At 48.6% G+C, this 22,696-nt stretch carries 37 protein-coding genes; 34 read left to right on the top strand and 3 right to left on the bottom strand.

What is annotated here, in order from left to right:
- Positions 1-38: 38 nt before the first annotated feature.
- The 33 genes from D0S45_11140 (at position 39) to D0S45_10980 (ending at position 18,380) form a co-directional block, all read left to right on the top strand.
- Positions 39-410 carry a 30S ribosomal protein S12 gene (locus D0S45_11140; protein TIH15222.1) on the top strand — a complete coding sequence of 124 codons (372 nt, stop codon included), beginning with the start codon at positions 39-41 and terminating at the stop codon, positions 408-410.
- A 25-nt stretch (positions 411-435) separates the two neighbouring features.
- Entirely contained in the window at positions 436-906 is a 471-nt protein-coding gene (locus D0S45_11135) for a 30S ribosomal protein S7 (GenBank protein ID TIH15221.1), read from the top strand.
- Positions 907-918: 12 nt separating this feature from the next.
- The gene (fusA, locus tag D0S45_11130; GenBank protein TIH15220.1) at positions 919-2,985 is read left to right on the top strand and encodes an elongation factor G; all 2,067 of its coding nucleotides are present in this window, start codon (positions 919-921) and stop codon (positions 2,983-2,985) included.
- A gap of 249 nt (positions 2,986-3,234) precedes the next feature.
- Positions 3,235-3,552 (top strand): 30S ribosomal protein S10, encoded by a 318-nt coding sequence (locus D0S45_11125; GenBank protein ID TIH15219.1) that lies wholly within the window; start codon positions 3,235-3,237, stop codon positions 3,550-3,552.
- Positions 3,553-3,566: 14 nt separating this feature from the next.
- Entirely contained in the window at positions 3,567-4,199 is a 633-nt protein-coding gene (locus D0S45_11120) for a 50S ribosomal protein L3 (protein TIH15218.1), read from the top strand.
- Between the two features lie 11 nt (positions 4,200-4,210).
- Positions 4,211-4,831 carry a 50S ribosomal protein L4 gene (locus tag D0S45_11115; GenBank protein ID TIH15217.1) on the top strand — a complete coding sequence of 207 codons (621 nt, stop codon included), beginning with the start codon at positions 4,211-4,213 and terminating at the stop codon, positions 4,829-4,831.
- Positions 4,832-4,833: 2 nt separating this feature from the next.
- Positions 4,834-5,124, top strand: coding sequence for a 50S ribosomal protein L23 (locus D0S45_11110; GenBank protein TIH15216.1), 291 nt, complete (start codon positions 4,834-4,836; stop codon positions 5,122-5,124).
- A gap of 3 nt (positions 5,125-5,127) precedes the next feature.
- Positions 5,128-5,958, top strand: coding sequence for a 50S ribosomal protein L2 (locus tag D0S45_11105; protein ID TIH15215.1), 831 nt, complete (start codon positions 5,128-5,130; stop codon positions 5,956-5,958).
- Between the two features lie 9 nt (positions 5,959-5,967).
- Entirely contained in the window at positions 5,968-6,249 is a 282-nt protein-coding gene (locus tag D0S45_11100; GenBank protein ID TIH15214.1) for a 30S ribosomal protein S19, read from the top strand.
- Between the two features lie 12 nt (positions 6,250-6,261).
- On the top strand, positions 6,262-6,594 hold the full coding sequence (locus D0S45_11095; protein TIH15213.1) for a 50S ribosomal protein L22: 333 nt from the start codon (positions 6,262-6,264) through the stop codon (positions 6,592-6,594).
- Positions 6,595-6,603: 9 nt separating this feature from the next.
- The gene (locus D0S45_11090) at positions 6,604-7,245 is read left to right on the top strand and encodes a 30S ribosomal protein S3 (protein ID TIH15212.1); all 642 of its coding nucleotides are present in this window, start codon (positions 6,604-6,606) and stop codon (positions 7,243-7,245) included.
- Entirely contained in the window at positions 7,245-7,658 is a 414-nt protein-coding gene (locus D0S45_11085) for a 50S ribosomal protein L16 (GenBank protein TIH15211.1), read from the top strand. The genes D0S45_11090 and D0S45_11085 overlap by 1 nt, the downstream gene beginning before the upstream one ends.
- A gap of 1 nt (position 7,659) precedes the next feature.
- Positions 7,660-7,854: a 50S ribosomal protein L29 gene (locus tag D0S45_11080; protein TIH15210.1), complete on the top strand. Its 195-nt coding sequence runs from the start codon at positions 7,660-7,662 to the stop codon at positions 7,852-7,854.
- Between the two features lie 3 nt (positions 7,855-7,857).
- Positions 7,858-8,124: a 30S ribosomal protein S17 gene (locus tag D0S45_11075; protein TIH15209.1), complete on the top strand. Its 267-nt coding sequence runs from the start codon at positions 7,858-7,860 to the stop codon at positions 8,122-8,124.
- Between the two features lie 11 nt (positions 8,125-8,135).
- Positions 8,136-8,504, top strand: coding sequence for a 50S ribosomal protein L14 (locus D0S45_11070; protein ID TIH15208.1), 369 nt, complete (start codon positions 8,136-8,138; stop codon positions 8,502-8,504).
- A 25-nt stretch (positions 8,505-8,529) separates the two neighbouring features.
- Complete coding sequence (locus D0S45_11065) at positions 8,530-8,847, top strand: 50S ribosomal protein L24 (protein ID TIH15207.1); 318 nt, start codon at positions 8,530-8,532, stop codon at positions 8,845-8,847.
- Positions 8,848-8,856: 9 nt separating this feature from the next.
- Entirely contained in the window at positions 8,857-9,396 is a 540-nt protein-coding gene (locus tag D0S45_11060) for a 50S ribosomal protein L5 (GenBank protein ID TIH15206.1), read from the top strand.
- A gap of 12 nt (positions 9,397-9,408) precedes the next feature.
- On the top strand, positions 9,409-9,594 hold the full coding sequence (locus D0S45_11055) for a 30S ribosomal protein S14 type Z (GenBank protein TIH15205.1): 186 nt from the start codon (positions 9,409-9,411) through the stop codon (positions 9,592-9,594).
- A gap of 15 nt (positions 9,595-9,609) precedes the next feature.
- Positions 9,610-9,993: a 30S ribosomal protein S8 gene (locus D0S45_11050; protein ID TIH15204.1), complete on the top strand. Its 384-nt coding sequence runs from the start codon at positions 9,610-9,612 to the stop codon at positions 9,991-9,993.
- 12 nt (positions 9,994-10,005) lie between these two features.
- On the top strand, positions 10,006-10,542 hold the full coding sequence (locus tag D0S45_11045; protein ID TIH15203.1) for a 50S ribosomal protein L6: 537 nt from the start codon (positions 10,006-10,008) through the stop codon (positions 10,540-10,542).
- A gap of 12 nt (positions 10,543-10,554) precedes the next feature.
- Positions 10,555-10,914, top strand: a complete 360-nt coding sequence (locus D0S45_11040) for a 50S ribosomal protein L18 (protein TIH15202.1) — start codon at positions 10,555-10,557, stop codon at positions 10,912-10,914.
- A gap of 16 nt (positions 10,915-10,930) precedes the next feature.
- A complete protein-coding gene (locus D0S45_11035) occupies positions 10,931-11,422 on the top strand; it encodes a 30S ribosomal protein S5 (protein ID TIH15201.1) in 492 nt (163 codons plus the stop codon).
- A gap of 11 nt (positions 11,423-11,433) precedes the next feature.
- Complete coding sequence (locus D0S45_11030; GenBank protein TIH15200.1) at positions 11,434-11,607, top strand: 50S ribosomal protein L30; 174 nt, start codon at positions 11,434-11,436, stop codon at positions 11,605-11,607.
- Positions 11,604-12,050: a 50S ribosomal protein L15 gene (locus tag D0S45_11025; GenBank protein TIH15199.1), complete on the top strand. Its 447-nt coding sequence runs from the start codon at positions 11,604-11,606 to the stop codon at positions 12,048-12,050. The genes D0S45_11030 and D0S45_11025 overlap by 4 nt, the downstream gene beginning before the upstream one ends.
- A 3-nt stretch (positions 12,051-12,053) precedes the next feature.
- Entirely contained in the window at positions 12,054-13,364 is a 1,311-nt protein-coding gene (gene secY, locus D0S45_11020) for a preprotein translocase subunit SecY (GenBank protein ID TIH15198.1), read from the top strand.
- Between the two features lie 5 nt (positions 13,365-13,369).
- Positions 13,370-14,137: a type I methionyl aminopeptidase gene (map, locus tag D0S45_11015; GenBank protein ID TIH15197.1), complete on the top strand. Its 768-nt coding sequence runs from the start codon at positions 13,370-13,372 to the stop codon at positions 14,135-14,137.
- A 189-nt stretch (positions 14,138-14,326) separates the two neighbouring features.
- A complete protein-coding gene (locus D0S45_11010) occupies positions 14,327-14,440 on the top strand; it encodes a 50S ribosomal protein L36 (GenBank protein TIH15196.1) in 114 nt (37 codons plus the stop codon).
- A 12-nt stretch (positions 14,441-14,452) separates the two neighbouring features.
- Complete coding sequence (locus tag D0S45_11005) at positions 14,453-14,824, top strand: 30S ribosomal protein S13 (protein ID TIH15195.1); 372 nt, start codon at positions 14,453-14,455, stop codon at positions 14,822-14,824.
- Positions 14,825-14,896: 72 nt separating this feature from the next.
- Complete coding sequence (locus D0S45_11000) at positions 14,897-15,286, top strand: 30S ribosomal protein S11 (protein TIH15194.1); 390 nt, start codon at positions 14,897-14,899, stop codon at positions 15,284-15,286.
- A 19-nt stretch (positions 15,287-15,305) separates the two neighbouring features.
- Positions 15,306-15,932: a 30S ribosomal protein S4 gene (locus tag D0S45_10995; GenBank protein TIH15193.1), complete on the top strand. Its 627-nt coding sequence runs from the start codon at positions 15,306-15,308 to the stop codon at positions 15,930-15,932.
- Positions 15,933-15,945: 13 nt separating this feature from the next.
- Complete coding sequence (locus D0S45_10990) at positions 15,946-16,986, top strand: DNA-directed RNA polymerase subunit alpha (protein TIH15192.1); 1,041 nt, start codon at positions 15,946-15,948, stop codon at positions 16,984-16,986.
- The gene (locus D0S45_10985) at positions 16,976-17,401 is read left to right on the top strand and encodes a 50S ribosomal protein L17 (GenBank protein ID TIH15191.1); all 426 of its coding nucleotides are present in this window, start codon (positions 16,976-16,978) and stop codon (positions 17,399-17,401) included. The genes D0S45_10990 and D0S45_10985 overlap by 11 nt, the downstream gene beginning before the upstream one ends.
- Positions 17,402-17,486: 85 nt before the next feature.
- The gene (locus D0S45_10980) at positions 17,487-18,380 is read left to right on the top strand and encodes a LysR family transcriptional regulator (protein TIH15190.1); all 894 of its coding nucleotides are present in this window, start codon (positions 17,487-17,489) and stop codon (positions 18,378-18,380) included.
- A gap of 70 nt (positions 18,381-18,450) precedes the next feature.
- On the opposite strand, the gene D0S45_10975 is transcribed toward D0S45_10980, so the two are convergent.
- The 3 genes from D0S45_10975 to mqnE all read right to left on the bottom strand — a co-directional run bounded on the left by D0S45_10975 (position 18,451) and on the right by mqnE (position 21,591).
- On the bottom strand, positions 18,451-19,275 hold the full coding sequence (locus D0S45_10975; GenBank protein TIH15189.1) for a hypothetical protein: 825 nt from the start codon (positions 19,273-19,275) through the stop codon (positions 18,451-18,453).
- The gene (gene mqnC / locus D0S45_10970; protein TIH15188.1) at positions 19,268-20,365 is read right to left on the bottom strand and encodes a dehypoxanthine futalosine cyclase; all 1,098 of its coding nucleotides are present in this window, start codon (positions 20,363-20,365) and stop codon (positions 19,268-19,270) included. Before mqnC ends, D0S45_10975 begins: the two co-directional genes overlap by 8 nt.
- Before the next feature lie 137 nt (positions 20,366-20,502).
- Positions 20,503-21,591: an aminofutalosine synthase MqnE gene (mqnE, locus tag D0S45_10965; protein TIH15187.1), complete on the bottom strand. Its 1,089-nt coding sequence runs from the start codon at positions 21,589-21,591 to the stop codon at positions 20,503-20,505.
- A gap of 92 nt (positions 21,592-21,683) precedes the next feature.
- Here mqnE and D0S45_10960 point away from each other — a divergent pair, with 92 nt between their 5' ends.
- Positions 21,684-22,532: a 1,4-dihydroxy-6-naphthoate synthase gene (locus D0S45_10960; GenBank protein TIH15186.1), complete on the top strand. Its 849-nt coding sequence runs from the start codon at positions 21,684-21,686 to the stop codon at positions 22,530-22,532.
- The last annotated feature ends 164 nt before the right edge of the window (positions 22,533-22,696 follow it).

The raw sequence follows: 22,696 nt of genomic DNA, 5'->3' as shown, positions 1-22,696 counted from the left end.
GCGTCGGTCTTTGTAATAAAACTTAATTTGGAGGGTTCATGCCAACCATCAATCAGCTTATAAGAAAAGGGCGTGAAAAGCAGCTCAAGCGTAAGAAGACTCCTGCGCTTCAGGCCTGCCCCCAGCGCCGTGGCGTATGCACTCGCGTGTACACCACAACCCCTAAGAAGCCTAACTCCGCACTGCGTAAGGTCGCTCGTGTGCGTCTGACTAATGCCATCGAAGTTACTGCATACATCGGTGGTGAAGGTCATAACCTTCAGGAACACTCCGTGGTACTGATCCGTGGTGGTCGTGTAAAAGATTTACCTGGTGTTCGTTACCATATCGTTCGCGGCTCTCTCGACACCGCTGGTGTTGCAGATCGTCGTCAGGGTCGTTCCAAGTACGGCGCAAAGCGTCCTAAATAGCATTTAATTCCAAGGAGTAACCAATATGCCTCGTAAAGGTCCGGTACCCAAAAGACAGATTCTTCCCGATCCGGTATACGGCTCTCAGCTTGCAACCAAGTTCATGAATAGACTCATGTTCGACGGTAAGAAGAGTGTGTCTGAAAATATATTCTATCAAGCTCTTGAATTCCTCGGTGACAAAACCCAGGAAGATCCTATCAAGGCTTTTGAAAAGGCAGTGGAAAACGTTAAGCCCCACGTGGAAGTTAAGTCCCGCCGTGTAGGTGGTGCTACTTATCAGGTGCCCGTTGAAGTTCGCCCAGAGCGTCAGGTTTCCCTGGCAATCAGATGGCTGATCAACCAGGCTCGTTCCAGAGGCGAGAAGGGCATGGTTGCCCGCCTTAGCGGTGAATTCCTCGACGCTTTCAATAAGCGTGGTGGTGCTGTTAAGAAAAAGGAAGACACCCATCGTATGGCCGAAGCCAACAAGGCTTTTGCTCACTACCGTTGGTAATCGGAGTACAAAGTGCCTAGACAGGTTGCAAGAGATAAACAGCGTAACATTGGTATCATGGCCCACATTGATGCGGGTAAGACTACCACTACTGAACGCATTCTTTTCTATACAGGTGTTTCTCATAAGATCGGTGAAGTTCATGATGGCGAAGCCACCATGGACTGGATGGTCCAGGAACAGGAACGTGGCATTACTATCACTAGTGCTGCCACTACCTGTATGTGGAAAGATCACCGCGTCAACATTATTGATACTCCCGGTCACGTTGACTTCACTATGGAAGTTGAACGTGCACTGCGCGTACTTGACGGCGCAGTTGCCGTTTTTGACGCAGTAGCCGGTGTTGAGCCCCAGTCTGAGACCGTATGGCGTCAGGCTGACAGATATCAAGTTCCCCGTATGGCTTTCGTTAACAAGATGGACCGTATCGGAGCAGACTTCTTCCGTTGTGTGGAAATGCTCAAGGACCGTCTGGGTGCTAAAGCAGTACCTCTTCAGATCCCCATCGGAGCTGAAGACGAATACAAAGGTGCAGTTGACCTTATTACTGGTAAGGCCTTCGTCTACACCGACGTTATGGGCAAGGACTACTCAATTGAGGAAATTCCTGCTGACTTGATGGATAAATATGAGGCCATGCGTCTTGAGATGATCGAAGCGATTGCCGAAGAAGACGAAGAGCTTCTCGATAAGTACCTCGGCGGTGAAGAACTCACCCCCGAAGAGATTATCAAAGGTATCCGCACAGCGACTATCAACCTGACCATCTGCCCTGTTCTTTGCGGTACCGCATTCAAGAACAAAGGTGTTCAGCCTCTGCTTGACGCTGTTGTTGATTATCTTCCTTCTCCTCTGGATATTGCTGCGATTGTCGGTACTGATCCTCACAGTGACGAGGAAATTCCTTGTCCTTGTGACGATGACCTGCCTCTTTCAGCTCTTTCCTTCAAGCTCATGACTGACCCCTTCGTCGGTCACCTTACCTTCCTGCGTCTGTACTCCGGTAAAATTGAATCCGGTGCTACTTTTATTAACGGCGCAACTGGTAAAAAAGAGCGTATCGGTCGTCTGCTGAAGATGCACGCTAACAAGCGTGAGGAAATCAAAGAAGCATACGCCGGTGACATCGTAGCTGCTGTTGGTCTTAAGAACATGGCTACCGGTGACACTCTCTGTGAGCAGAAGAACGCAGTGGTTCTCGAATCACTCGACATTCCTGAGCCGGTAATTGAGGTTGCTATTGAGCCTAAGACTAAGGCTGACCGCGATCTCCTCAGTCAGGGCCTTGGCAAGCTTGCCAAGGAAGACCCCTCTTTCCGCGTCAAAGGTGACGAGGAAACTGGTCAGACTCTGATTTCCGGTATGGGTGAGCTTCACCTTGAAGTTATTGTTGACCGCCTTCTGCGCGAGTTCAATGTTAACGCAAACGTCGGTGCGCCTCGCGTTGCTTACCGTGAAACTATCACCAAGAAGGTGGAAGTTGATCACAAGTACGCCAAGCAGTCCGGTGGTCGTGGTCAGTACGGTCACGTTGTTGTTACCATCGAGCCCAACAAAGAAAGTGAATACGAGTTTTGCGACGAGATTAAAGGCGGCGTAATTCCGAAAGAATACATTCCTGCAGTTGACCGTGGTATGCACGATGCAATGAAGAACGGTGTTATCGCCGGCTTCCCGCTCGTAGACCTTAAGGCTACTCTGACTTACGGTTCTTACCATGATGTTGACTCCTCTGAACAGGCGTTCTACATCGCCGGTTCTATGGCTCTTAAAGAAGCGGTTAAGAAAGCTGCTCCGCAGCTTCTCGAGCCCATCATGTCTGTTGAAGTTGTTACTCCTGAAGAGTACCTCGGCGACGTCATGGGTGACCTTAACGGTCGCCGTGGTCGTGTCGGCTCCATGGAAGCCCGTGCAAACGCACAGGTTGTTAAGTGCGACGTGCCTTTGAGCGAAATGTTCGGTTACGCAACCGACCTCCGCTCCAAGACTCAGGGTCGTGCTACTTTCACCATGCAGTTTGATCATTATGAGCCTGTTCCTGCTTCTATCGCTGAAGAGCTGATCAATAAAAATTAAACAAAATTTAATTTTTATCTGAATTAAGCTTGACAGCAGTGCTGAAAAAGCAATATACCTCCCGGACCTCATACGAGTTCGGGAGGTTCTTATTTTTTACGGGAACCGCCCGTGAAACCACAGAGATCAGGTATAAGGTTTGGCATGCTGGCCGGACGACCATACCAGGCCCGGAAGGATAACCTCACGCTCCTTCTTACTGTTGCAAGTTGACAAGGCCATCTCTGAATTCAATTAGGAGAAATTAACATGGTTTCTATGACTAGTGATCGAATCAGGATCAAGCTCAAGGCATACGATTACCGTATCCTTGATAAAGCAGTTACTGAGATTGTGGATACTGCCCGCAATACCGGCGCTGCTATCGCAGGTCCCATCCCGCTGCCCACACAGATCAGCCGTACAACTGTACAGCGTTCTGTGCACGTAGACAAAAAGTCTCGTGAGCAGTTTGAGATGAGAATCCACAAGCGTCTGCTTGATATTCTTGAACCCACCCAGCAGACCGTTGACGCACTCGGCAAGCTTAGCTTGCCCGCTGGTGTTGACGTTGAAATCAAGCTGTAAGGGAGGGATTCAACATGGCAAAAACTATCGGATTACTCGGTAAAAAACTGGGCATGACCCGCGTCTTCGCAGACGATGGTTCTGTTGTGCCCGTCACTGTTCTCGAAGTAGGTCCTTGTCCTGTTATGCAGGTTAAGACCCAAGAGAAGGAAGGCTACAACGCCATCCAGCTCGGCTACGACGCTCTTCCCGAGCGCAAGGTTAATAAGCCTGCGAAAGGTCATCAGGAAAAAGCCGGCAAAGGCTACTTCCGTCACCTTCGTGAGTTTCCCCTTGACACTGTAGCTGAATACGAACTGGGCCAGGAAATCTCCGTGGACATCTTTGCCGCAGGTGAAAAGGTAAAAGTTACCGGCACCTCCAAAGGTAAAGGTTTCCAGGGTGTAATGAAACGTTGGAACTTCGCTGGTTCCCGTGCTTCTCACGGTGCTGAAAAGGTACACCGTTCTCCTGGTTCCATCGGCCACGCTACTTTCCCTGGCAAAGTATTCAAAGGCAAAAAAATGCCCGGTCAGATGGGTAATGAGCGCGTTACTGTTTCCAACATTGAAATCGTAGACGTTCGCACCGACGAAAACGTTCTCGTGGTCAAGGGACAGGTTCCCGGTCCTAAGAACGGTCTGGTGATGATCCGCAAGACCAGCTAGAGGAATAAAAAATGGCTACCATAACTATATATGATCAAACGAAAAAGGAAGTAGGGAGCATGGATCTTGCTCCGGAAATCTTCGAAGTTCCGGTCAAGCCCGAAATCCTGCACCTCGTAGTACGCTCTCAGCTTGCTGCCAAACGTCAAGGTACTCATGCTACGAAAACTCGTGGTATGAAACGTGGCGGTGGTGCAAAGCCCTGGCGCCAGAAAGGCACCGGTCGTGCTCGTGCAGGTTCTACCCGTTCACCCTTGTGGCGTGGTGGTGGAACTACTTTCGGTCCCCAGCCCCGCGACTACTCCTTCAAGGTAAATAAAAAGGTCCGCCGTCTGGCACTTAAAATGGCTCTCACTTCCAGATTCAGCGAAGAAAAGCTGATGGTTGTGAAATCCATCGACCTTCCCGAGATTAAGACTAGACTCTTCGCTGAAGTAGCTGAGTCTCTCGGACTGTACAAAGCCTTAATTATTGTCAAGGATGCCGATTCTAAACTCCTCCTTTCTGCGAGGAATATCCCTGGCATCAAGCTCATCTCTGCCGATCAGCTGAATGTTTATGACATTCTGAAACATCGTCAGGTTGTAATGCTTGAGAACGCAGCACAGGATCTGCAGGAGAGGTTAAAATAGTCATGGACTATACTCAGATTCTTATCAAACCGGTCATTTCGGAAAAGGCCACTGACATTAAAGAGTCCTCTAATCAGGTCGCTTTTTATGTGCTGCCTTCTGCCAACAAGACTGAAGTCAAAAAAGCTGTTGAAAACGCTTTTGATGTAAAGGTTGATTCCGTACGCATCGTACGTAAAAGACCCGGTCTTCGCAGAAAGTTCGGCCGTGTTGTCGGTAAATTGTCCGGCTACAAAAAAGCTTACGTAAAGCTTTTAGCGGGCGAAAAAATCGAATTCTTCGAAGGAGTTTAAGAGATGGCTACTCGTAAGCTGAAGCCGACCTCCCCTGGTCGCCGGTTCCAGACTATCTCCACCTTTGAGGAGATTACCAAGTCTACTCCGGAAAAGTCTCTTACTAAGGGACTGACCAAGACGGCCGGTAGAAACAATAACGGCCGGATTACTTCCCGTCGTCGTGGTGGCGGTACCAAAAGATTGTACCGTATTATCGACTTCAAACGTAATAAAGTGGAAGTACCCGCAACTGTTGCTTCAATCGAATATGATCCTAACAGAAGCGCACGCATCGCTCTGCTTAACTATGCAGACGGTGAAAAACGCTACATCCTTTGTCCTGTAGGACTCAACAAGGGTGACCAGATTCTTGCTGGTGAAAAGGCCGACATCAAACCCGGCAACGCTCTCCTGCTTAAGAACATTCCTGTTGGTACCATCGTACATAATATTGAATTGCATCCCGGAAAAGGCGGCCAGTTCTGCCGCGCAGCCGGAACCTATGCGCAGCTCATCGCTAAAGAAGGCAAATATGCTCTTCTGCGTATGCCTTCCGGTGAAGTCCGCAAGGTGCTCGCAGCTTGTTGTGCAACTGTAGGTCAGGTTGGTAACATCCATCACGAAAACATTACCATTGGTAAGGCTGGACGTAATCGCTGGCTTGGTCGTAGACCTAAAGTTCGTGGTGTTGCTATGAACCCCATCGATCACCCCTTGGGTGGTGGTGAAGGTCGTAGTTCCGGTGGTAGACACCCCTGTTCTCCTTGGGGCATGCCTGCTAAGGGATACAAGACCCGCAGTAAGAAGAAACCTTCTTCCAAGCTCATCGTTAAACGCCGCGGGCAGAGGTAGGAGACTGTAATGCCAAGATCATTGAAAAAAGGCCCGTTTATTGACGATCATCTGCTTAAAAAGGTCGTAAAAGCTCAGGACTCCGGAGACCGTAAGGTTATCCAAACTTGGTCCCGTCGCTCCACTATCATTCCTGAAATGGTAGGTCTGACCTTCGCAGTACATAATGGCCGTAAGTTTATTCCTGTCTTTGTGACCGAAAACATGGTAGGACACAAGCTGGGTGAATTTTCTCCCACTCGTACTTACTACGGCCACGCAGCAGACAAGAAAAGCAAGGCCAAACGCTAGAAGGGTTGAGCAATGGAAGCAAGAGCTATTGCAAAATATATGCGCATTTCCGCTAGGAAAGTGCGCTTGGTAGCGGAAAACATCAAGGGAAAGCCTGTTGAGGAAGCCCTCAACATTCTGAAATTCACCCCCAAAAAGGGTGCTGATATGCTCAGCAAAGTACTGTATTCTGCAGTTGCTAACGCTGAACAGATTCCCGGAGTGGATGTTGACTCTCTTTACGTAGACGTCGTCAAAGCTGACGAAGGTCCTACCTGGAAGAGAATTCAGCCCAGGGCTATGGGGCGTGCGTACCGTATTTGTAAACGCACCAGCCATATAACCGTCGTAGTAAAAGAATTGTAGGGTAGTGTCATGGGTCAGAAAGTACATCCATACGGTTTCAGACTTGGATACACCAAGAACTGGCTTTCCAGATGGTTCTCCAGTAAGGACTATCCCGCTTTCGTCCTCGAAGACGATAGCATTCGTAAATATGTAAAGGAGAAGATCTTCCACGCTGGTATCTCTAAAGTTGAGATTGAGCGCGCTGGCGGTAAAATCCGTCTGATCATTCACACCGCACGTCCCGGTATTGTTATCGGCCGCAAAGGTGTAGAGATCGAGAAGCTTCGTGAAGATCTTCGTAGAAAATTCAATAAAGAATTCGCTCTTGAAGTCAATGAAATTCGCCGTCCCGAAACCGACGCGCAGCTCGTTGCTGAGAACATTGCTCAGCAGCTTGAGCGCCGTGTGGCTTTCCGTCGCGCTATGAAGCGCATTGTGGGCCTCGCTCGCAAGTTCGGCGCAGAGGGTATCAAAGTCGCTTGTGCCGGCCGTCTTGCCGGTGCAGAAATCGCACGTACCGAATGGTACCGCGATGGCCGCGTACCTCTTCAGACTCTCAGAGCTGACATCGATTACGGTGTAGCTAGAGCTAATACCACCTATGGTGTCATCGGCATCAAGGTCTGGATTTTCAAAGGTGAAATTCTTGACCACGAGGTGGACCAGTAATGCTATCACCTAAGAAAGTTAAATTCCGTAAACGTCAGAAAGGTCGCCTGAAAGGTAAAGCTCAGCGCGGTTCCACTATCGCTTTCGGCGATATTGCAATCAAGACTCTGGAACACGGAAAACTGAGCAACAACCAGATCGAAGCAGCTCGTGTCGCTATCATGCGTCACATTAAGCGTGGCGGTCAGGTATGGATCAGGGTTTTCCCTGACATGCCTATCACTGCCAAGCCTGCTGAAGTCAGACAGGGTAAAGGTAAAGGCGCCCCGGTCGGTTGGGTTGCCCCGGTTAAACCCGGTCGCATTCTCTACGAAGTGAAAGGCGTTGACATTGAACTGGCCAAAGAAGCTTTGGTCCGTGCATCTCACAAGCTTCCTGTCAAGACTACTATTGTAGTTAAGGAGGGATTGTAAAATGAAAGCCAACGAACTTCGTGAACTCGACAACGCTGCTCTGAATGAGAAGCTTGCAGAAGCCCGTCAGGAGCTTTTCAACCTTCGTTTCCAGCATGCTACTGCACAGCTGGAAAACACCCAGAGACTGTCCGATGTCAAAAGAGACATTGCAAAGATCCTCACCGTGCAGCGTGAAAAGGAACTGGGAGCATAAGCCATGGCAGAGCTTAATCTGAAAGGAAACAGACGTGTGCTGACCGGCGTGGTTGTCTCCGACAAGAGCGACAAGACTATTGTTGTTCGTGTTGAGACCCTCGTGAAGCACTCCCTGTATAAAAAATACATCCGTCGCCACACCAAATTCATGGCACATGATCCTGCTAATGAATGCAGTATCGGCGATAAGGTGCAGATTGTTGAATTCCGCCCCCTTAGCCGGCGCAAAAGGTGGCATCTCGATAAAATTCTGGAAAAAGCAGTTTAGGGGTATTAGCTATGATTCAGGTAGAATCCAAACTTGACGTAGCGGATAACTCTGGTGCCAAGAAAGTATCTTGCATCAAGGTACTGGGCGGTTCCAAGAGACGCTACGCCAGTGTCGGAGACATTATTGTAGTTTCCGTTAAGGAAGCGATGCCCCATTCCAAAGTGAAGAAGGGCGCTGTGATGAAGGCAGTCGTTGTTCGTACCAAGAAAGAAATTGGTCGTCCTGACGGTTCTTACATCAAGTTCGACAATAACTCTGCCGTTCTTCTTAATAACTCAAGTGACCCAGTAGGGACCCGTATTTTCGGGCCCGTAGCTAGAGAACTCAGAGCCTGCGGGTTCATGAAGATCGTTTCTCTGGCACCTGAGGTTCTGTAATCCTTATCATAAGAAGGTAAACGGCATGAACAAGATACATGTTGATGACAAAGTAATGGTCATCGCCGGCAAGGATAAGGGGAAGATCGGCAAGGTCCTTAAGATCAACCGCAAAAAGGACGTAGTCCTTATCGAGCAGGTTAATATGGTTTCCAGGCACACAAAGCCTAATCCGTATGCCAACCAGCCCGGCGGTATTGTTGAGAAAGAAGCCCCTATTCACATCTCTAACATCCAGGTTGTGTGCCCCGCTTGCACAAAAGCAACCAGAGTTGGAATTCGTGAGACCGAAGACGGAAAAAACATCCGTTTTTGTAAAAAATGTAACGAAATCATCGACTAGGGTTTTGCGATGACACGTCTCGAAAAAATATATACGGACAAGGTCGCCCCGGCTCTTAATAAAGAGTTCGGGTACAAGAGTACGATGGAGATTCCCGGTATCAAGGCAATCTCACTTAACATCGGACTCGGTGAAGCAAGCCAAAACGCTAAGCTCATCGACGGTGCTGTTGCTGAATTGACCGCTATTGCTGGTCAGAAAGCAGTTGTCACCAGAGCTAAAAAGTCAATTGCAGCTTTTAAGCTGCGTGAAGGAATGCCTGTAGGTTCCCGTGTAACTCTTCGTAGAGAACTCATGTGGGACTTCCTGGACAAGCTGATCAGCTTTGCACTTCCTCGCGTACGCGATTTTCGCGGCATCCCTGACAAAGGCTTCGATGGTCGCGGTAACTTCACCCTCGGAATCAAGGAATTGACTATCTTTCCTGAGATTCAGCTCGATCAAATCGAGATCACCAAAGGGATGAACGTGACTATCGTCACCTCTGCTAAAACTGATAAAGAAGGCAAGATGCTCCTCGAGCTTCTTGGTATGCCCTTCAAGAAATAGGAGGATATCGTTTTGGCCAGGACAGCTTTAAAAGTTAAGGCGAAACGTAAGCCTAAGTTCAAAGTGCGCGAATATAACAGATGCCCCATCTGCGGTCGTCCTCGTGCATTCCTGCGGAAGTACGGCATCTGCCGTATCTGCTTCAGGGAAAAGGCCCTTGCGGGTGAACTTCCCGGCGTGCGTAAAGCCAGCTGGTAATATAAGGAGTTTAAAATGCCTGTTGTCGATCCTATCGCCGATATGCTGACCCGCATTCGTAATGCTCACGGTGCTTATCACAAGACCGTGACCATTCCCGGGTCCAAGATCAAAACAGCTATCGCTGGGATTCTTAAGGATGAAGGTTACATTGTTGACTTCACAAATGAAGACAATGAAATTAACGTCACCCTTAAGTATGTTGATGGAAAAGCCCTTATTAGTGGCATGAAGAAAATCAGCACACCCGGTCGTCGCGTGTTTGTAGGCGTTGAAGATATTCCCGCAGTTCTCAATGGACTTGGGATTTGCATACTTTCCACTTCAAAGGGCGTAGTTGACGGCGTTAAAGCGACAGAGCTTAACGTTGGCGGCGAACTCTTGTGCGAAATCTGGTAGAGAGGTTTTAATATGTCCAGAATTGGAAAAAAACCTATTGATATACCTTCCGGAGTGGAAGTAACTGTTGGTGCTGACGTGGTTTCCGTAAAGGGCCCCAAAGGTACCATCACCACCCCGGTACACCCCATGGTCAGCTTCACTGTCGCTGATAATGCGGTCGAGGTGAAGAGGTCTGGCGATTCCCGTCAGGAACGTGCTCAGCACGGCCTTCATCGTTCTCTGCTCTCCAACTGCATTGAAGGAGTCTCCAAAGGCTTCTCCAAGACTCTGGAAGTAGTCGGTGTAGGTTATAAGGTTAACGTACAGGGCAAGAACATCGTTCTTAACGTTGGTTTCTCGCACCCCGTTAACTATGAACTGCCTGCTGGAATCGAAGCTAACGCAGAAGGCAACACCAAACTCACCATCAGCGGCGTAGATAAGCAGCTGGTCGGTGAAGTTGCTGCGCAGCTTCGTCGTGTACGTCCGCCAGAGCCTTACAAAGGCAAGGGCGTCAAGTACATTGATGAACAGATCAGACGTAAAGCCGGTAAGTCCGGTAAATAGTAGGGTAAAGCCATGAAAATGACTAAAGAACAGGCAAGACAGCGCAAAAAGATCCGCATCCGCAAGAAAATCAGCGGTACTGCAGTTCGCCCGCGTCTTGTTGTATTCCGTTCAAATAAGCACATCTACGCTCAGCTCGTAGATGATCTGATTGGCAAAACCGTGACCGCATCTTCCTCCAAGGCTCTCGCTAAAGATGGTGAAGCCTTGAAGCTCACTTGCGAGACCGCAGCTCAGGTCGGTAAAGATATTGCCGCCAAAGCTAAGGAACTTAAGATCGAAACAGTTGTATTCGATCGTAGCGGTTATATCTATCACGGCAGGGTCAAGGCCCTGGCAGACGGCGCTCGTGAGGGTGGCCTGAAATTCTAAACTTATGGGAATATCCATGGAACAGAATGATCTGGGTCTGATTGAAAAAATCGTTTACCTCAACCGAGTAGCAAAAGTTGTTAAGGGTGGTAGAAGGTTTTCCTTCAGTGCCCTGGTTGTGGTAGGTGACGGTAAAGGTCAGGTCGGTTTCGGACTTGGTAAGGCTAACGAGGTTCCTGAAGCAATCAGAAAAGCTTCAGAGAAAGCCCGTAAAGAAATGATCACCGTTCCTCTGCTGGACGGAACTCTTCCTTACGAAGTTCTCGGCCGTTACGGTGCAGGACGCGTAATGCTCAAGCCCGCTTCCAAGGGTACCGGTATCATTGCCGGTGGTCCCGTGCGTGCGGTACTTGAAGTTGTAGGCGTACACGATATCCTTACTAAGGCTATCGGCACCAACAACCCGCATAACGTCCTTCGCGCGACTATCGCCGGACTTGCTTCCCTTCGCAGTGCTGATGAAGTTTCTCAGCTCCGCGGGAAGAAAGTTGTGACTCCCAGAAAGTAGGAGACATAGTTATGCTTAAGGTAAAACTCGTTCGCAGCATGATCGGATGTAATCCCAAACAGCGCGCTACTGTTAAGGCGCTGGGACTGCGTAAGATCAGACAGGAAAAAAGCTTTGAAGATAATTCCGTCGTAAGAGGAATGATCAAAAAAGTTGAGCACCTTGTGGAGGTAACAGAATCATGAGGCTGCACGAAATATATCCGTTCGAAGAAGAACGCAAAAATCGCAAGCGCGTAGGTCGCGGCGGTGGCTCTGGCTGGGGTGGAACCTCCGGTAAGGGTCATAAAGGACAGAACGCCCGCTCCGGCGGCGGTGTCCCCGCCTGGTTTGAAGGTGGTCAGATGCCTCTGGCTCGTCGTCTGCCTAAGCGCGGTTTCAAGAATCCCTTCCGTGAAGAGTATGTAGCTCTTAACGTTGGTCAGGTTCTTGGTGCCTTCGAAGGCAAAGCTGAAATAACCCTCGAAGACATTTACGAAAGAGGCCTTTGCAAAAAAGGTGCTTTGGTAAAAGTTCTCGGCATGGGCGAAGTAAGTGCTGCTGTCACCATCGAAGCTCACCGCTTCAGCGCATCTGCGACTGAAAAGATTACAAAGGCAGGTGGTACTGCCAAAGCCCTGGAAGGATAAAACGTGGCATTGTCTGGAGTTGATAATCTTTCCCGACTGCCGGAACTGAAGAAAAAGCTCTTTTGGACTTTTCTTCTTCTGGCTGTCTACCGGATCGGGATTCACATCCCGGTCCCGGGCGTAGACAGCTCAGCATTGGCCGATTTTTTTGAGAGTGTTTCTAACACTCTCTTCGGCCTTTTTGACATGTTCTCAGGCGGCGGGTTGCGTAACTTGTCCATATTCGCGTTAGGGATTATGCCCTATATCTCCGCGTCTATTATCGTTCAACTTCTAGGTGTGGTTAGTCCCACCATTAAGCGACTTCAGGAAGAAGGGGCTCAGGGACGCAAGAAGATTACGCAGTACACCAGATACGGCACTGTGCTGATTACATTAGTTCAGGGTTTCGGTATCGCAGTGGGATTGGAAAGTATGACCAGCCCCACCGGTGCCCCCGTAGTACTGCATGCAGGATGGGCCTTTAGAGGCATCACCATTCTGACTCTGACAGCTGGTACCGTATTTCTGATGTGGCTCGGTGAGCAAATGACCGAGAAGGGCATCGGTAACGGTATCTCCATGATCATTTTTGCCGGTATTGTTGCAGGCCTTCCGTCTGCTATTTTTAATACCGTCAGACTGATGCAGGCCGGTGAGATTACTCTCTTCCTGCTTTTGTTTGTAATGGCATTCATGATCGCCATTCTGGCTTTTATCGTCTATATGGAGCGTGGACAGCGCAGGATTCCAATACATTATGCCAAGCGCATGATGGGACGAAAAATGATGGGCGGACAGACTACACATCTGCCGCTGCGAATCAACACCGCCGGTGTTATTCCTCCCATTTTCGCATCCAGTATCCTGATGTTTCCCGCGACTCTTGCCAGCTTCTCCAATAACGAGATTCTGTCCAAGTTTTCAGCGTATTTCGCTCCGTCTTCCATAGTATACAACGTAGTTTACATCGCCCTGATTATCTTTTTCTGCTATTTCTACACTGCGATCATGTTTGATCCCAAAGGAATCTCAGAGAATATTCAGAAGCAGGGCGGTTTTATCCCCGGTATTCGTCCCGGTACCAGAACACGTGAATACATTGACCGCGTTCTGACCAGGATCACCCTCTGGGGATCCCTGTACGTGGCTGCTATCTGCGTACTGCCTATGATTCTGATTGCTCAGTTCAACGTGCCATTCTACTTCGGTGGAACCGCTCTGCTTATTGTAGTCGGTGTGGCCATGGACTTTATGGGTAAGATTGAATCCTACATGATCTCCCGTCAGTACGAGGGACTCATGGGTAAGGGCAGTAAGATTAAGGGCAGGTAGTTGCTTTGAAAAAGTACAGAGGAATCTACCTCAAGAATGACAAGGAGATTGGCCTCATGCGTGAGGCCAATCGTCTTGTTTCTACCATCCTGGATATGCTGGGCGAAGCCATAAGGCCGGGTATCACTACCATGAGCCTTGAAGATATCGCTTGCAAAGCCTGCGAAGGTTACGGTGTCAAGCCGGCTTTTAAGGGTTACCACGGGTTTCCTTTTGCCCTATGTTGTTCCGTGAACGAGGAAATTGTTCACGGTTTTCCTTCTGAAAAAAGAATTCTTGATGAAGGGGACATTGTCAGCATTGACATGGGCGTTATTTATCAGGGCTTTTACGGGGATTCTGCCCGTACTTACCCGGTCGGCAAGATTGCCGATTCCACCCGGAAGCTTCTTGATGTTACCCGCGAATCTCTCATGCGGGGTATCAAACAGGCATTGCCGGGCAACAATCTTTATGATATCTCCCGGGCTGTTCAGGAATATGCTGAAGGCGAAGGGTTCGGAATTGTGCGCCGTTTTGTAGGACATGGTATCGGACGCAACCTTCACGAAAAACCTGAAGTTCCAAACTTTGTACCGTCAGGTCTTCCCGGTGTGCAACTCCGGAGCGGGATGGTCATCGCCATCGAACCGATGGTGACTGAAGGTTCACACGACATTGAAATTCTCGATGATAAGTGGACCGCTGTGACCAAGGACAGGAAGCTGTCCGCCCACTTTGAGCACACCATTGCCATTACTGCGGATGGGCCCAAGATACTGAGCCTTTCCTAATTTTATTTAGGTGCTCTTTAGGGGTTGATTTTTTTAAATTCATTCTTTAGAGTACACGTCTTGAATTTCGCGGCAACGAAAGACTGGCATGGTACAGTTGTCCCTTTAGCAGGGCAGCTGAGGCATAAGGCCACGATCGGCTAGCTCCCGATTGTTGAAACTGTTTAACTGCATTATTTGGAGACGGTCATGAAAGTAAGACCATCTGTTAAGAAGATTTGTCCCAAATGCAAAGTAATCAGACGCAAGGGTGTTCTGAGGGTTATTTGTGACAACCCCAGACACAAACAGCGTCAAGGATAGAGAGGTATAACTGTGGCTCGTATCGCTGGAGTAGACCTTCCGAAAAATAAGCGTTTGGATATTGCACTGACTTACATCTACGGAGTAGGTCGGACTACCGCTCTCAAGATTCTTGATACTGTTGGTATCGACTGGACCCTCAAAACTGATGACCTCAGTGGCGAGCAGGTGAACACCATCCGTAAGGAACTTGAAGATAATCATAAAGTTGAAGGTGACCTCCGCCGTGATCAGATCGCTGACATTAAGCGTCTCATGGATATCGGAAGTTACCGTGGACTGCGTCACCGTCGCGGATTGCCCGTGCGCGGTCAGAGCTCAAAGACCAACGCAAGAACGCGCAAAGGTCCCCGTCGCTCTGTCATGAGCAGAAAGAAGAAATAATTCAATCTGCAGTTGTCAGACCATGTAACGGTCTTTGTGCTGCTGATTTAAATTCATTCTGGAGAGAATGGTATGGCTAGACCTCGCCGTTCCGGCAAGAAAAAAGAGAAGAAGAATGTTCCCGTGGGCATCGCCCACGTTAAAGCAACATTCAATAATACCATCATAACCTTTACTGACCTGAAGGGTAACGTAATCAGCTGGGCTACTTCCGGTGCATCCGGTTTCAAGGGATCAAGAAAATCTACTCCCTTTGCCGCACAGGTTGCTGCTGAAACCGCTGCTAGAAAAGCTCAGGATCAGGGTATGCGTACCGTTGGTATTTTCGTCAAAGGCCCCGGCTCCGGTCGTGAAGCAGCGATGCGCGCAATCGGTAACGTCGGTATGAAGGTTAACTTCATTCGCGATATAACACCCATCCCGCACAACGGCTGTCGTCCGCCGAAACGTCGCAGGGTCTAATTTCGAAGGAGTAATAACCTTGGCCAGATATACAAAAGCAAAATGCAGACTGTGTCGTCGTGAAGGCGAAAAGCTTTTCATTAAAGGTGACCGCTGCTTTACTGATAAGTGCTCTTATGAGCGTCGTCCTTATGCACCCGGTATTGCCGGTCGCATGAGAAAGAAAATGAGCGACTATGCAATTCAGCTTCGTGAGAAGCAGAAAGTGCGTCGCATGTACGGTGTCCTCGAAGGCCAGTTCCGCACCTATTTCAAGCGTGCTGATGGTATGAAAGGTGTAACCGGCGCGAACTTGCTCATGCTTCTTGAAACCCGCCTTGACAATACTGTTTACCGTCTTGGTTTTGCCAACTCCCGCGATCAGGCTCGCCAGCTCGTGAGACACGGTATTTTCACCAAGAACGGAAGACGTGTTAACGTACCTTCCATGCAGGTAAAACCCGGTGATGTAATCGTGGTTCGTGAAGAATCCCGTAAGATCCCCGTGATTGCTGAAGCACAGGAAGTTATTGCTCGTCGCGGCTGCCCCGAGTGGCTCGAAGCTGATGGAGCAAATTTCAAAGGTGAAGTTAAAGCGATGCCGACTAGGGAAGATATCCAGTTCCCTATCAACGAACAGCTGATTGTCGAGCTGTACTCCAAATAAGAAGGATTAGTGCATGCTTATTCAAGACGGTGACAAACTCATCAACACCCGCAACTGGGCCGAGCTGGTTAAGCCGGAACAACTTGTGCGTGACCCCAAGTCTAACGAGCTTTATGGTAAGTTCATTTGTGAGCCCCTTGAGCGCGGATTTGGAACAACCATCGGTAACGCCCTTCGCAGGGTACTGCTTTCCTCAATGCAGGGAGCTGCCGCGGTTGCTGTAAAGATCGAAGGAGTTCAGCACGAATTCACCACTATTGAAGGTGTGATGGAAGATGTGACTGAGATTGTTCTGAACATCAAGCAGATCAGATTCGCAATGACTACTGATGAACCCCAGTTTCTTACTCTTAAGGTAAATAAGCAGGGTGTCGTCGCCGCAGCTGATATTCAGGAAAACCAGAACGTCAAAGTCCTCAATCCTGAGCAGATTATCGCGACTCTGTCCGAAAAGATGGACCTGGAGATGACTTTTGAGATCCGCATGGGTAAAGGCTACGTGCCCGCAGACATGCATGAAGGTCTTGTTAATGAAATTGGTCACATCGTTGTTGACTCAAGCTTTTCTCCCATCCGTAAGGTAGCTTACAGTGTGGAGCAGGCTCGAGTCGGCCAGATGACCAACTTCGACAAGCTTATTCTCGAAGTTTTCACCGACGGTTCCGTTACCCCTGAGGATGCAATTGCCTACAGTGCAAAAATTCTCAAGGATCAGCTCTCCGTATTCATCAACTTTGATGAAATGGGATCTGAGCAGGAAGAGTCCAAAGAAAGCGACCTCGATCTTAACCCGAATCTGTTCAAGAGTATCGACGAACTCGAACTCTCCGTTCGTGCAACTAACTGCCTCAAGGCTGCCAACATTCGCATTGTTGGTGAACTTGTGCAGCGCACTGAACAGACCATGCTCAAAACCAAGAACTTCGGACGAAAGTCTCTTGACGAAATCCGTAGGGTTCTCGACAGCATGGAACTTAAGTTCGGTATGATCCTCGAGGATTTCGATAAAAAGCATCAGGAATGGCTGAAGAGGAAAGAGAAAAATGAGGCATAAAAAGTCCGGAAGAAAGTTCAACAGAAGTGCTTCCCACAGGAAGGCCATGCTTAGAAACATGGTTCGCTCTCTGCTGACCTACGAACATATCCGTACCACCGAGCCTAAGGCAAAGGAACTGAGAAGCTCTTGCGAAAAGCTGATCACCCTTGCCCTGCGTAACGACCTCCACTCCAGACGTCTTGCTTACAAGACTCTTGAGAACCACGGTCTTGTTAAAAGGCTTTTCGACGAAATCGGCCCCCGCTACGAAGGCGGAGGCGGTGGTTACACTCGCATCATCAAGCTCGCTGAACCCCGTAAGGGTGACTGCGCTCCCATGTGCATCATCGAGCTGACCAAACGTGCTGAAGCTCCTGCTGAAGAAGCTGCGGCAACCACTGAAGCTCCCGCTGAGGAAGCTCAGGAAGCATAAATTAATGCTTATTCAAAGGGGCGGAAAATATTTCCGCCCCTTTTTTTTGTAAATACTTATAGATATTTTCGATACGAGAGATCAAATGGACTTACGTCGACTTGAAGCCTTTTGCAAGGTGTATGAATTAAAGAGTTTTTCTAAAGCAGGTAAGGAATTATTCCTTTCCCAGCCTACTATCAGTGCCCATATTTCTACTTTAGAGGATGAGCTTGGTGTACCTCTTTTTGATCGTTTGGGCAGATCCATTATGGCCACACAGGCCGGTGAGGTCCTTTACCGTAATGCAAAAGATATCTATAGCCTGATTGGCAAAGCCCATTCAGAGATAAATATTTTACGTGATAAAGTCGTTGGTGATCTGGAAATTGGCGGCAGCACCATCCCTTCCCATTATCTGTTGCCGGAGATTCTGTACAACTATTGTAAAAAATATCCTGACGTAAGTGTCCATCTTTCAGTCGGTGATACCGCTGAAATTCTGGAAAAAGTGCGTTCTGGGGAATTGATTATCGGTGTTGTGGGAGCCACTGCGGATGTTCCCAATATTGAGTTTGTACCAATCATGCGCGATGAGCTTGTTATTGTTGCTCCTCCGGTTTTGGTTCGAAATTATGACGGCATTGATGATATTCAGCATCTTGCAGAACTGCCCTGGGTCATGCGTGAAGGCGGTTCCGGTACTCGTAAGGCCCTTGAAGCCGGTCTGGCAGAGATGGGTACAAGTGTCCGTGAACTCAATGTGACTGTCTGGGTTGAATCCACACAGGCCGTTGTGCAGTGCGTAAGAGCCGGACTTGGGGTCAGTGTTACTTCACGTCTCGCAGCCCAGCCGCTCATCGATTCCGGAGAGCTTGTGCACATCAGCGATCTTCCGCTTAATCTCGAAAGAAGTTTTTACCTCGCCCATTTGCAGGGTCGGGAGTTTTTTCCGGCTGTACGGTATTTCATTGAGCATGTTAAAAACATGTCCAAATAGTTTATACAAAAAACAAAAGGCCGGATACGCAATATGCGATCCGGCCTTTTGTTTTTTGTAAAGATATTAACTAAATATCAATGAAGTCAAGATCAGGGGTATGGTCGATTTGCCCGGTTTTTTTCAGGTATTTTGAGAAAACCTTCAAGCCTTCAATTTCAGTTTTACCCAGATTATAAACTAGACCGTCATAGTAGGAACGGCTTTCTTCCAGATTCAACATTGTCTTGTCTGCGGTCATTTGGCAGATTTTTTCAATGTTCGCCTGTCCCCATTCTTTGGCCCGGATCAAATCACGAATTGCCTGCTTGACGTCTTCACGATCAGCTGCATCGCGGCGCACTGTCCAGATGCCGAAAATAAAAGGGAGTCCGGTCCATCTGATCCATTCTTCGCCGAGATCAAAGATATAAGGATAATCTTCGTGCTTGCGTAGGTTCAGCGCTTCATCGCCGATACAGAGAATCGCTTCTGGCTTTTCTCCTGCTTCCAGCCGTTCAGTGGCGTTACCAGTTTCATAAGTGGCGTTTAGCGGGATGTATTCAGAAAGTAGGATTTTCAGCAGCGCCGCAGAGGTGTGAGTCTGGGCACTTACCAGCACGTTGCAGCCTTTGAGTTGTTCCAGCGGCTTACGGCTGATCATTATTACGGACTGCACAGGACCACGGCTGCCGATGGCTAGATCGGGAAGCAGTAAATATTGCTCTGCATGGCGCAGGTATTCAATGCTTGAGTTTGATGCAATGTGCATCAGACCCTCAGACATCATTTTGTTCAGCTGTGCAGGGGGGCCGTAGACAAATTCAAAGTCGTTTTCGATCAATCCTGTTTCAAGGGGGTGATAGATCGGCAGAACATTAAGATATGAAATGCGTCCGACTTTAACCTTATCCATCAGCGTTCTCCGCAAGGGTGTAATCCATGAGTCGTTGTTTAGGTATGAATCCGGCTTTTTCAATCAAGTCGTGAATTCCAGCTTCGGAAAGTCTGAAACTCACTCCTGCCGCTTTAACCACATTTTCTTCAATCATGGTTGAGCCGAAATCGTTACCGCCGTAAAAAAGAGCCAGTTGGGATATCTTCGGACCCATAGTGACCCACGAAACCTGCACGTTGTCAAAATTATCGAGCACAATGCGTGATACTGCGAGCATTCGCAGATATTCAACGCTGGTCATTTTACGTGCATCAGGAATATTGGTGTTGTCGGGTTGGAAAGTCCAAGGGATAAATGCGGTGAATCCGCCGGTGCGGTCTTGGACCTCGCGCAGAGCGAAAAGGTGCTTGATGCGGTCCACGGGCTGTTCCTCGTGCCCGAACATCATGGTCGCGGTGGTGCGCAGTCCCAGATTATGGGCTGTCTCCATTACTTCCAGCCATTTGGCGGTGTTGCATTTCTTGGGCGCGATATGGCTGCGCACTTCATCAACAAGAATTTCCGCACCGCCACCGGGAATAGAGGCCAGTCCTGCATCGATCAAACGCTCCAGCACTTCCTTGATGGAAATCCCGTTCAGCTCACTCCAGTAAACCACTTCAGGCGGAGAGAATGCATGGATATGAACCGGGTAATTCTCTTTGATAAAGCGGAGCATATCTTCATAAAAAGAAAGTGGCAGATCCGGGTGGTGGCCGCCCTGCATCAGAATTTGGGTTCCGCCAAGATCAATGGTTTCCTGAATCTTTTGCCCAAGCTCTTCCTTACTGATTACGAAACCACCGTCTTTACCAGGCGCAACGTAAAAAGCACAGAAACGGCAACCGCAATCACAAATATTGGAGTAGTTGATGTTGCGGTCAATCACGTAGGTTACGTTCGGTTCAGGATGCTTTTTCATTCTGATGGAATGGGCAAGGCTAGCCAGATCAAAAAGATCAGCCTTTTCCATCAAGGTAACGGCCTCATCAAAATTAATGCGTTCCCCGGCTTCAACTTTTTCGCCGATTACGAGAACTTCAGCAGGACTCTGTGTAAGGTTTGTCATTTCTATTAACCTATCTTTTCTTCCCCAAGCACAATTGGTGAAGTTTGATCCAATTTAAACCTATTAAAAGGTTTTGGGATTCTTAAACCCTTCTGCAAAAGGGTTTAAGGCTGTCGGCAGACTCGCCGGAGGCATTCTTAAACCTCATTAAAAGCAGCGTCGCGTTCAATTGGTGTGAACCCGCAGCCGACGATCATTTCTTCCAGCTCGGTTCGGCTCAGGCCCTGTTCGGATTCTGCTCCGGCCATGTGTCCGATTTTTTCTTCTACAACGGTTCCGTCAAAATCATCAGCACCGAAATGAAGCGCGGTCTGAGCCTGCTTGACTCCGAGCATTACCCAGTAAGCCTTGATGTGCGGAATGTTGTCCAGCATGAGCCTGCTGACCGCAATATTGCGCAGTTCATCAACTCCGGTGAGCGGATTGTCGATCTTCAGCCTGCTGTTCTCAGTCAGGAAGGGCAGGGGGATGAAACAATTGAATCCGCCTGTTGCATCCTGCTGTCGACGTAACTGATCCAGATGATCTACGCGGTCGGCATATGATTCCACATGCCCGTAAAGCATGGTGCAGTTGGTAGTGTAACCCAAGTCGTGGGCCTCACCATGAATGCGAAGCCATTCTTTGCCGGGAAGTTTTTCCGGGCAGATTTTGGCGCGGACATCAGGATTGAAAATTTCAGCTCCGCCACCGGTGAGCATCTCGGACCCGGCTGCTTTGAGACGTTTGAGCACTTCAATGGTGGTAATTCCTTCAGCTAGTGCAAGATGCTCAATCTCAACTGCTGTGAATGATTTAATCACTGCTTGCGGGAGACGTTTCTTGATTTCAACGAAAGTTTCTTCGAAAAAAGAAAGCGGAATATCGTGATGGCAGCCGCCGACCACATGAACTTCGCGGGGGGGGATGGGCGCATTTTCCAATTTTTCGAGGATGTCTTCCCGGCTGAGTTTGAATGAACCATCTTCCTCCGGCTTGCGGGCATAGGCACAGAACAGGCAGCCGTTAACACAGATGTTGGTGTAATTGATGTGACGGTTGATTACGTAAAAGGTCTTGTTGCCGTGCAGTTTGCGTCTGTAGATGGAGGCAAGTGCGCCTAGCGCATTAAGGTCAGGACAGTTGAAGAGGGTAAGTCCGTCCTCAGTGGAAAGTCTTTCCCCGTCAAGTACTTTGTCGAGGATATTTCCGAGTCCGGCGTTTTGGAAATAATTTTTTGAGATCATTTATATTCACCTTTGTTCAGCCGTAAATAAAAGTCGCTTTTAGCCATGTCAACACTGGATTTCCGGCTCTTAAAAATATAAAAACATTGTCTATGAGCAAAATATTGAAATTGGGCTATTCGCCCTGTCCGAACGATACATTTATTTTTCATGCCCTCGCCAGCGGGGCAGTCAGCATAGACCCTTTCAAACTGGACGTCACCCTCGCTGATGTGGAAGAACTTAATTCCATGGCTCAGGCCGGGAAGATGGATATCTGTAAGGTGTCCGTTCATGCTGCCGCACACATTATGGATGATTACATCCTGCTTCGTGCCGGAGGGGCCATGGGCCGTGGCGTGGGACCGTTGCTGCTCACCGGAGCACCTTGCACTATAGGTGACCTTGATGGCAAGCGTATTGCCATACCGGGACGCAATACTACCGCAAATTTATTGTTCAGCCTCATGTGCCGGGAAGCCGGAATCAAGGTGGAGCTGGTGGAAATGGTTTTTGATCAGGTCATGCCTGCCATCAAGAATGGTGAAGTTGATGCCGGAGTAGTCATCCACGAAGGTCGTTTTACTTACGAAGCTCTCGGCCTGTCGAAATTTGCCGATCTCGGACAGTGGTGGGAAGATTTTTCAGGTCTTCCGATTCCGCTTGGCTCCATTGCAATTAAGCGTTCGCTTGGCGCGGAAACAGCTTCCCTCGTAAATGCCGCTATCCGTAAATCACTTACTCTTTCTTATATTGATGAGGAAGATGCATGGCCTTACATAAAAGAACATGCACAGGAAATGGATGACGATATAATTCATGAGCACATCAAAACTTTTGTTACCGATTATTCCGATGATGTGGGCGAAGAAGGGGAGCAGGCAGTATCAAGGCTTTTGCAGGAAGCTGCCAGAATGGACGGGATTGATTTGCCTGATTTGCCCGTGTTTGTTGAGATGTAGTTTTTATTAAAAATGGACCAAAATTAAATCGCAATATCTTTCGAGATATTGCGATTTTTATTTTGAAAGATGTTTTTTGAAGCTACTTGCGAAGCATACTGAAAAGTTTTGAGGGGATGGCGGCTGGGGAAGGGGAACTTTTTCTAAAAGTTCCCCTTCCCCAG

Origin of the sequence: Marinifilum sp. JC120, assembly GCA_004923195.1 — a bacterium.
Taxonomy (GTDB): domain Bacteria; phylum Desulfobacterota; class Desulfovibrionia; order Desulfovibrionales; family Desulfovibrionaceae; genus Maridesulfovibrio.
This window is presented reverse-complemented; position numbering and strand designations above follow the sequence as displayed.

Coding starts and splice junctions, on each gene's coding strand:
- D0S45_11115 (TIH15217.1), top strand. CDS start 4,211: ATGGCTACCATAACTATATATGATCAAACGAAAAAGGAAGTAGGGAGC.
- D0S45_11070 (TIH15208.1), top strand. CDS start 8,136: ATGATTCAGGTAGAATCCAAACTTGACGTAGCGGATAACTCTGGTGCC.
- D0S45_11090 (TIH15212.1), top strand. CDS start 6,604: ATGGGTCAGAAAGTACATCCATACGGTTTCAGACTTGGATACACCAAG.
- D0S45_11050 (TIH15204.1), top strand. CDS start 9,610: ATGCCTGTTGTCGATCCTATCGCCGATATGCTGACCCGCATTCGTAAT.
- D0S45_11125 (TIH15219.1), top strand. CDS start 3,235: ATGGTTTCTATGACTAGTGATCGAATCAGGATCAAGCTCAAGGCATAC.
- D0S45_11000 (TIH15194.1), top strand. CDS start 14,897: ATGGCTAGACCTCGCCGTTCCGGCAAGAAAAAAGAGAAGAAGAATGTT.
- D0S45_10990 (TIH15192.1), top strand. CDS start 15,946: ATGCTTATTCAAGACGGTGACAAACTCATCAACACCCGCAACTGGGCC.
- D0S45_10980 (TIH15190.1), top strand. CDS start 17,487: ATGGACTTACGTCGACTTGAAGCCTTTTGCAAGGTGTATGAATTAAAG.
- D0S45_11110 (TIH15216.1), top strand. CDS start 4,834: ATGGACTATACTCAGATTCTTATCAAACCGGTCATTTCGGAAAAGGCC.
- D0S45_11080 (TIH15210.1), top strand. CDS start 7,660: ATGAAAGCCAACGAACTTCGTGAACTCGACAACGCTGCTCTGAATGAG.
- D0S45_11140 (TIH15222.1), top strand. CDS start 39: ATGCCAACCATCAATCAGCTTATAAGAAAAGGGCGTGAAAAGCAGCTC.
- D0S45_11120 (TIH15218.1), top strand. CDS start 3,567: ATGGCAAAAACTATCGGATTACTCGGTAAAAAACTGGGCATGACCCGC.
- D0S45_11035 (TIH15201.1), top strand. CDS start 10,931: ATGGAACAGAATGATCTGGGTCTGATTGAAAAAATCGTTTACCTCAAC.
- D0S45_11040 (TIH15202.1), top strand. CDS start 10,555: ATGAAAATGACTAAAGAACAGGCAAGACAGCGCAAAAAGATCCGCATC.
- D0S45_11060 (TIH15206.1), top strand. CDS start 8,857: ATGACACGTCTCGAAAAAATATATACGGACAAGGTCGCCCCGGCTCTT.
- mqnE (TIH15187.1), bottom strand. CDS start 21,591: ATGATCTCAAAAAATTATTTCCAAAACGCCGGACTCGGAAATATCCTC.
- D0S45_11065 (TIH15207.1), top strand. CDS start 8,530: ATGAACAAGATACATGTTGATGACAAAGTAATGGTCATCGCCGGCAAG.
- D0S45_11095 (TIH15213.1), top strand. CDS start 6,262: ATGGAAGCAAGAGCTATTGCAAAATATATGCGCATTTCCGCTAGGAAA.
- mqnC (TIH15188.1), bottom strand. CDS start 20,365: ATGACAAACCTTACACAGAGTCCTGCTGAAGTTCTCGTAATCGGCGAA.
- D0S45_11085 (TIH15211.1), top strand. CDS start 7,245: ATGCTATCACCTAAGAAAGTTAAATTCCGTAAACGTCAGAAAGGTCGC.
- D0S45_11010 (TIH15196.1), top strand. CDS start 14,327: ATGAAAGTAAGACCATCTGTTAAGAAGATTTGTCCCAAATGCAAAGTA.
- D0S45_11045 (TIH15203.1), top strand. CDS start 10,006: ATGTCCAGAATTGGAAAAAAACCTATTGATATACCTTCCGGAGTGGAA.
- D0S45_11105 (TIH15215.1), top strand. CDS start 5,128: ATGGCTACTCGTAAGCTGAAGCCGACCTCCCCTGGTCGCCGGTTCCAG.
- D0S45_10985 (TIH15191.1), top strand. CDS start 16,976: ATGAGGCATAAAAAGTCCGGAAGAAAGTTCAACAGAAGTGCTTCCCAC.
- D0S45_11025 (TIH15199.1), top strand. CDS start 11,604: ATGAGGCTGCACGAAATATATCCGTTCGAAGAAGAACGCAAAAATCGC.
- D0S45_10975 (TIH15189.1), bottom strand. CDS start 19,275: ATGGATAAGGTTAAAGTCGGACGCATTTCATATCTTAATGTTCTGCCG.
- D0S45_11135 (TIH15221.1), top strand. CDS start 436: ATGCCTCGTAAAGGTCCGGTACCCAAAAGACAGATTCTTCCCGATCCG.
- D0S45_11030 (TIH15200.1), top strand. CDS start 11,434: ATGCTTAAGGTAAAACTCGTTCGCAGCATGATCGGATGTAATCCCAAA.
- D0S45_10960 (TIH15186.1), top strand. CDS start 21,684: ATGAGCAAAATATTGAAATTGGGCTATTCGCCCTGTCCGAACGATACA.
- D0S45_11100 (TIH15214.1), top strand. CDS start 5,968: ATGCCAAGATCATTGAAAAAAGGCCCGTTTATTGACGATCATCTGCTT.
- D0S45_11075 (TIH15209.1), top strand. CDS start 7,858: ATGGCAGAGCTTAATCTGAAAGGAAACAGACGTGTGCTGACCGGCGTG.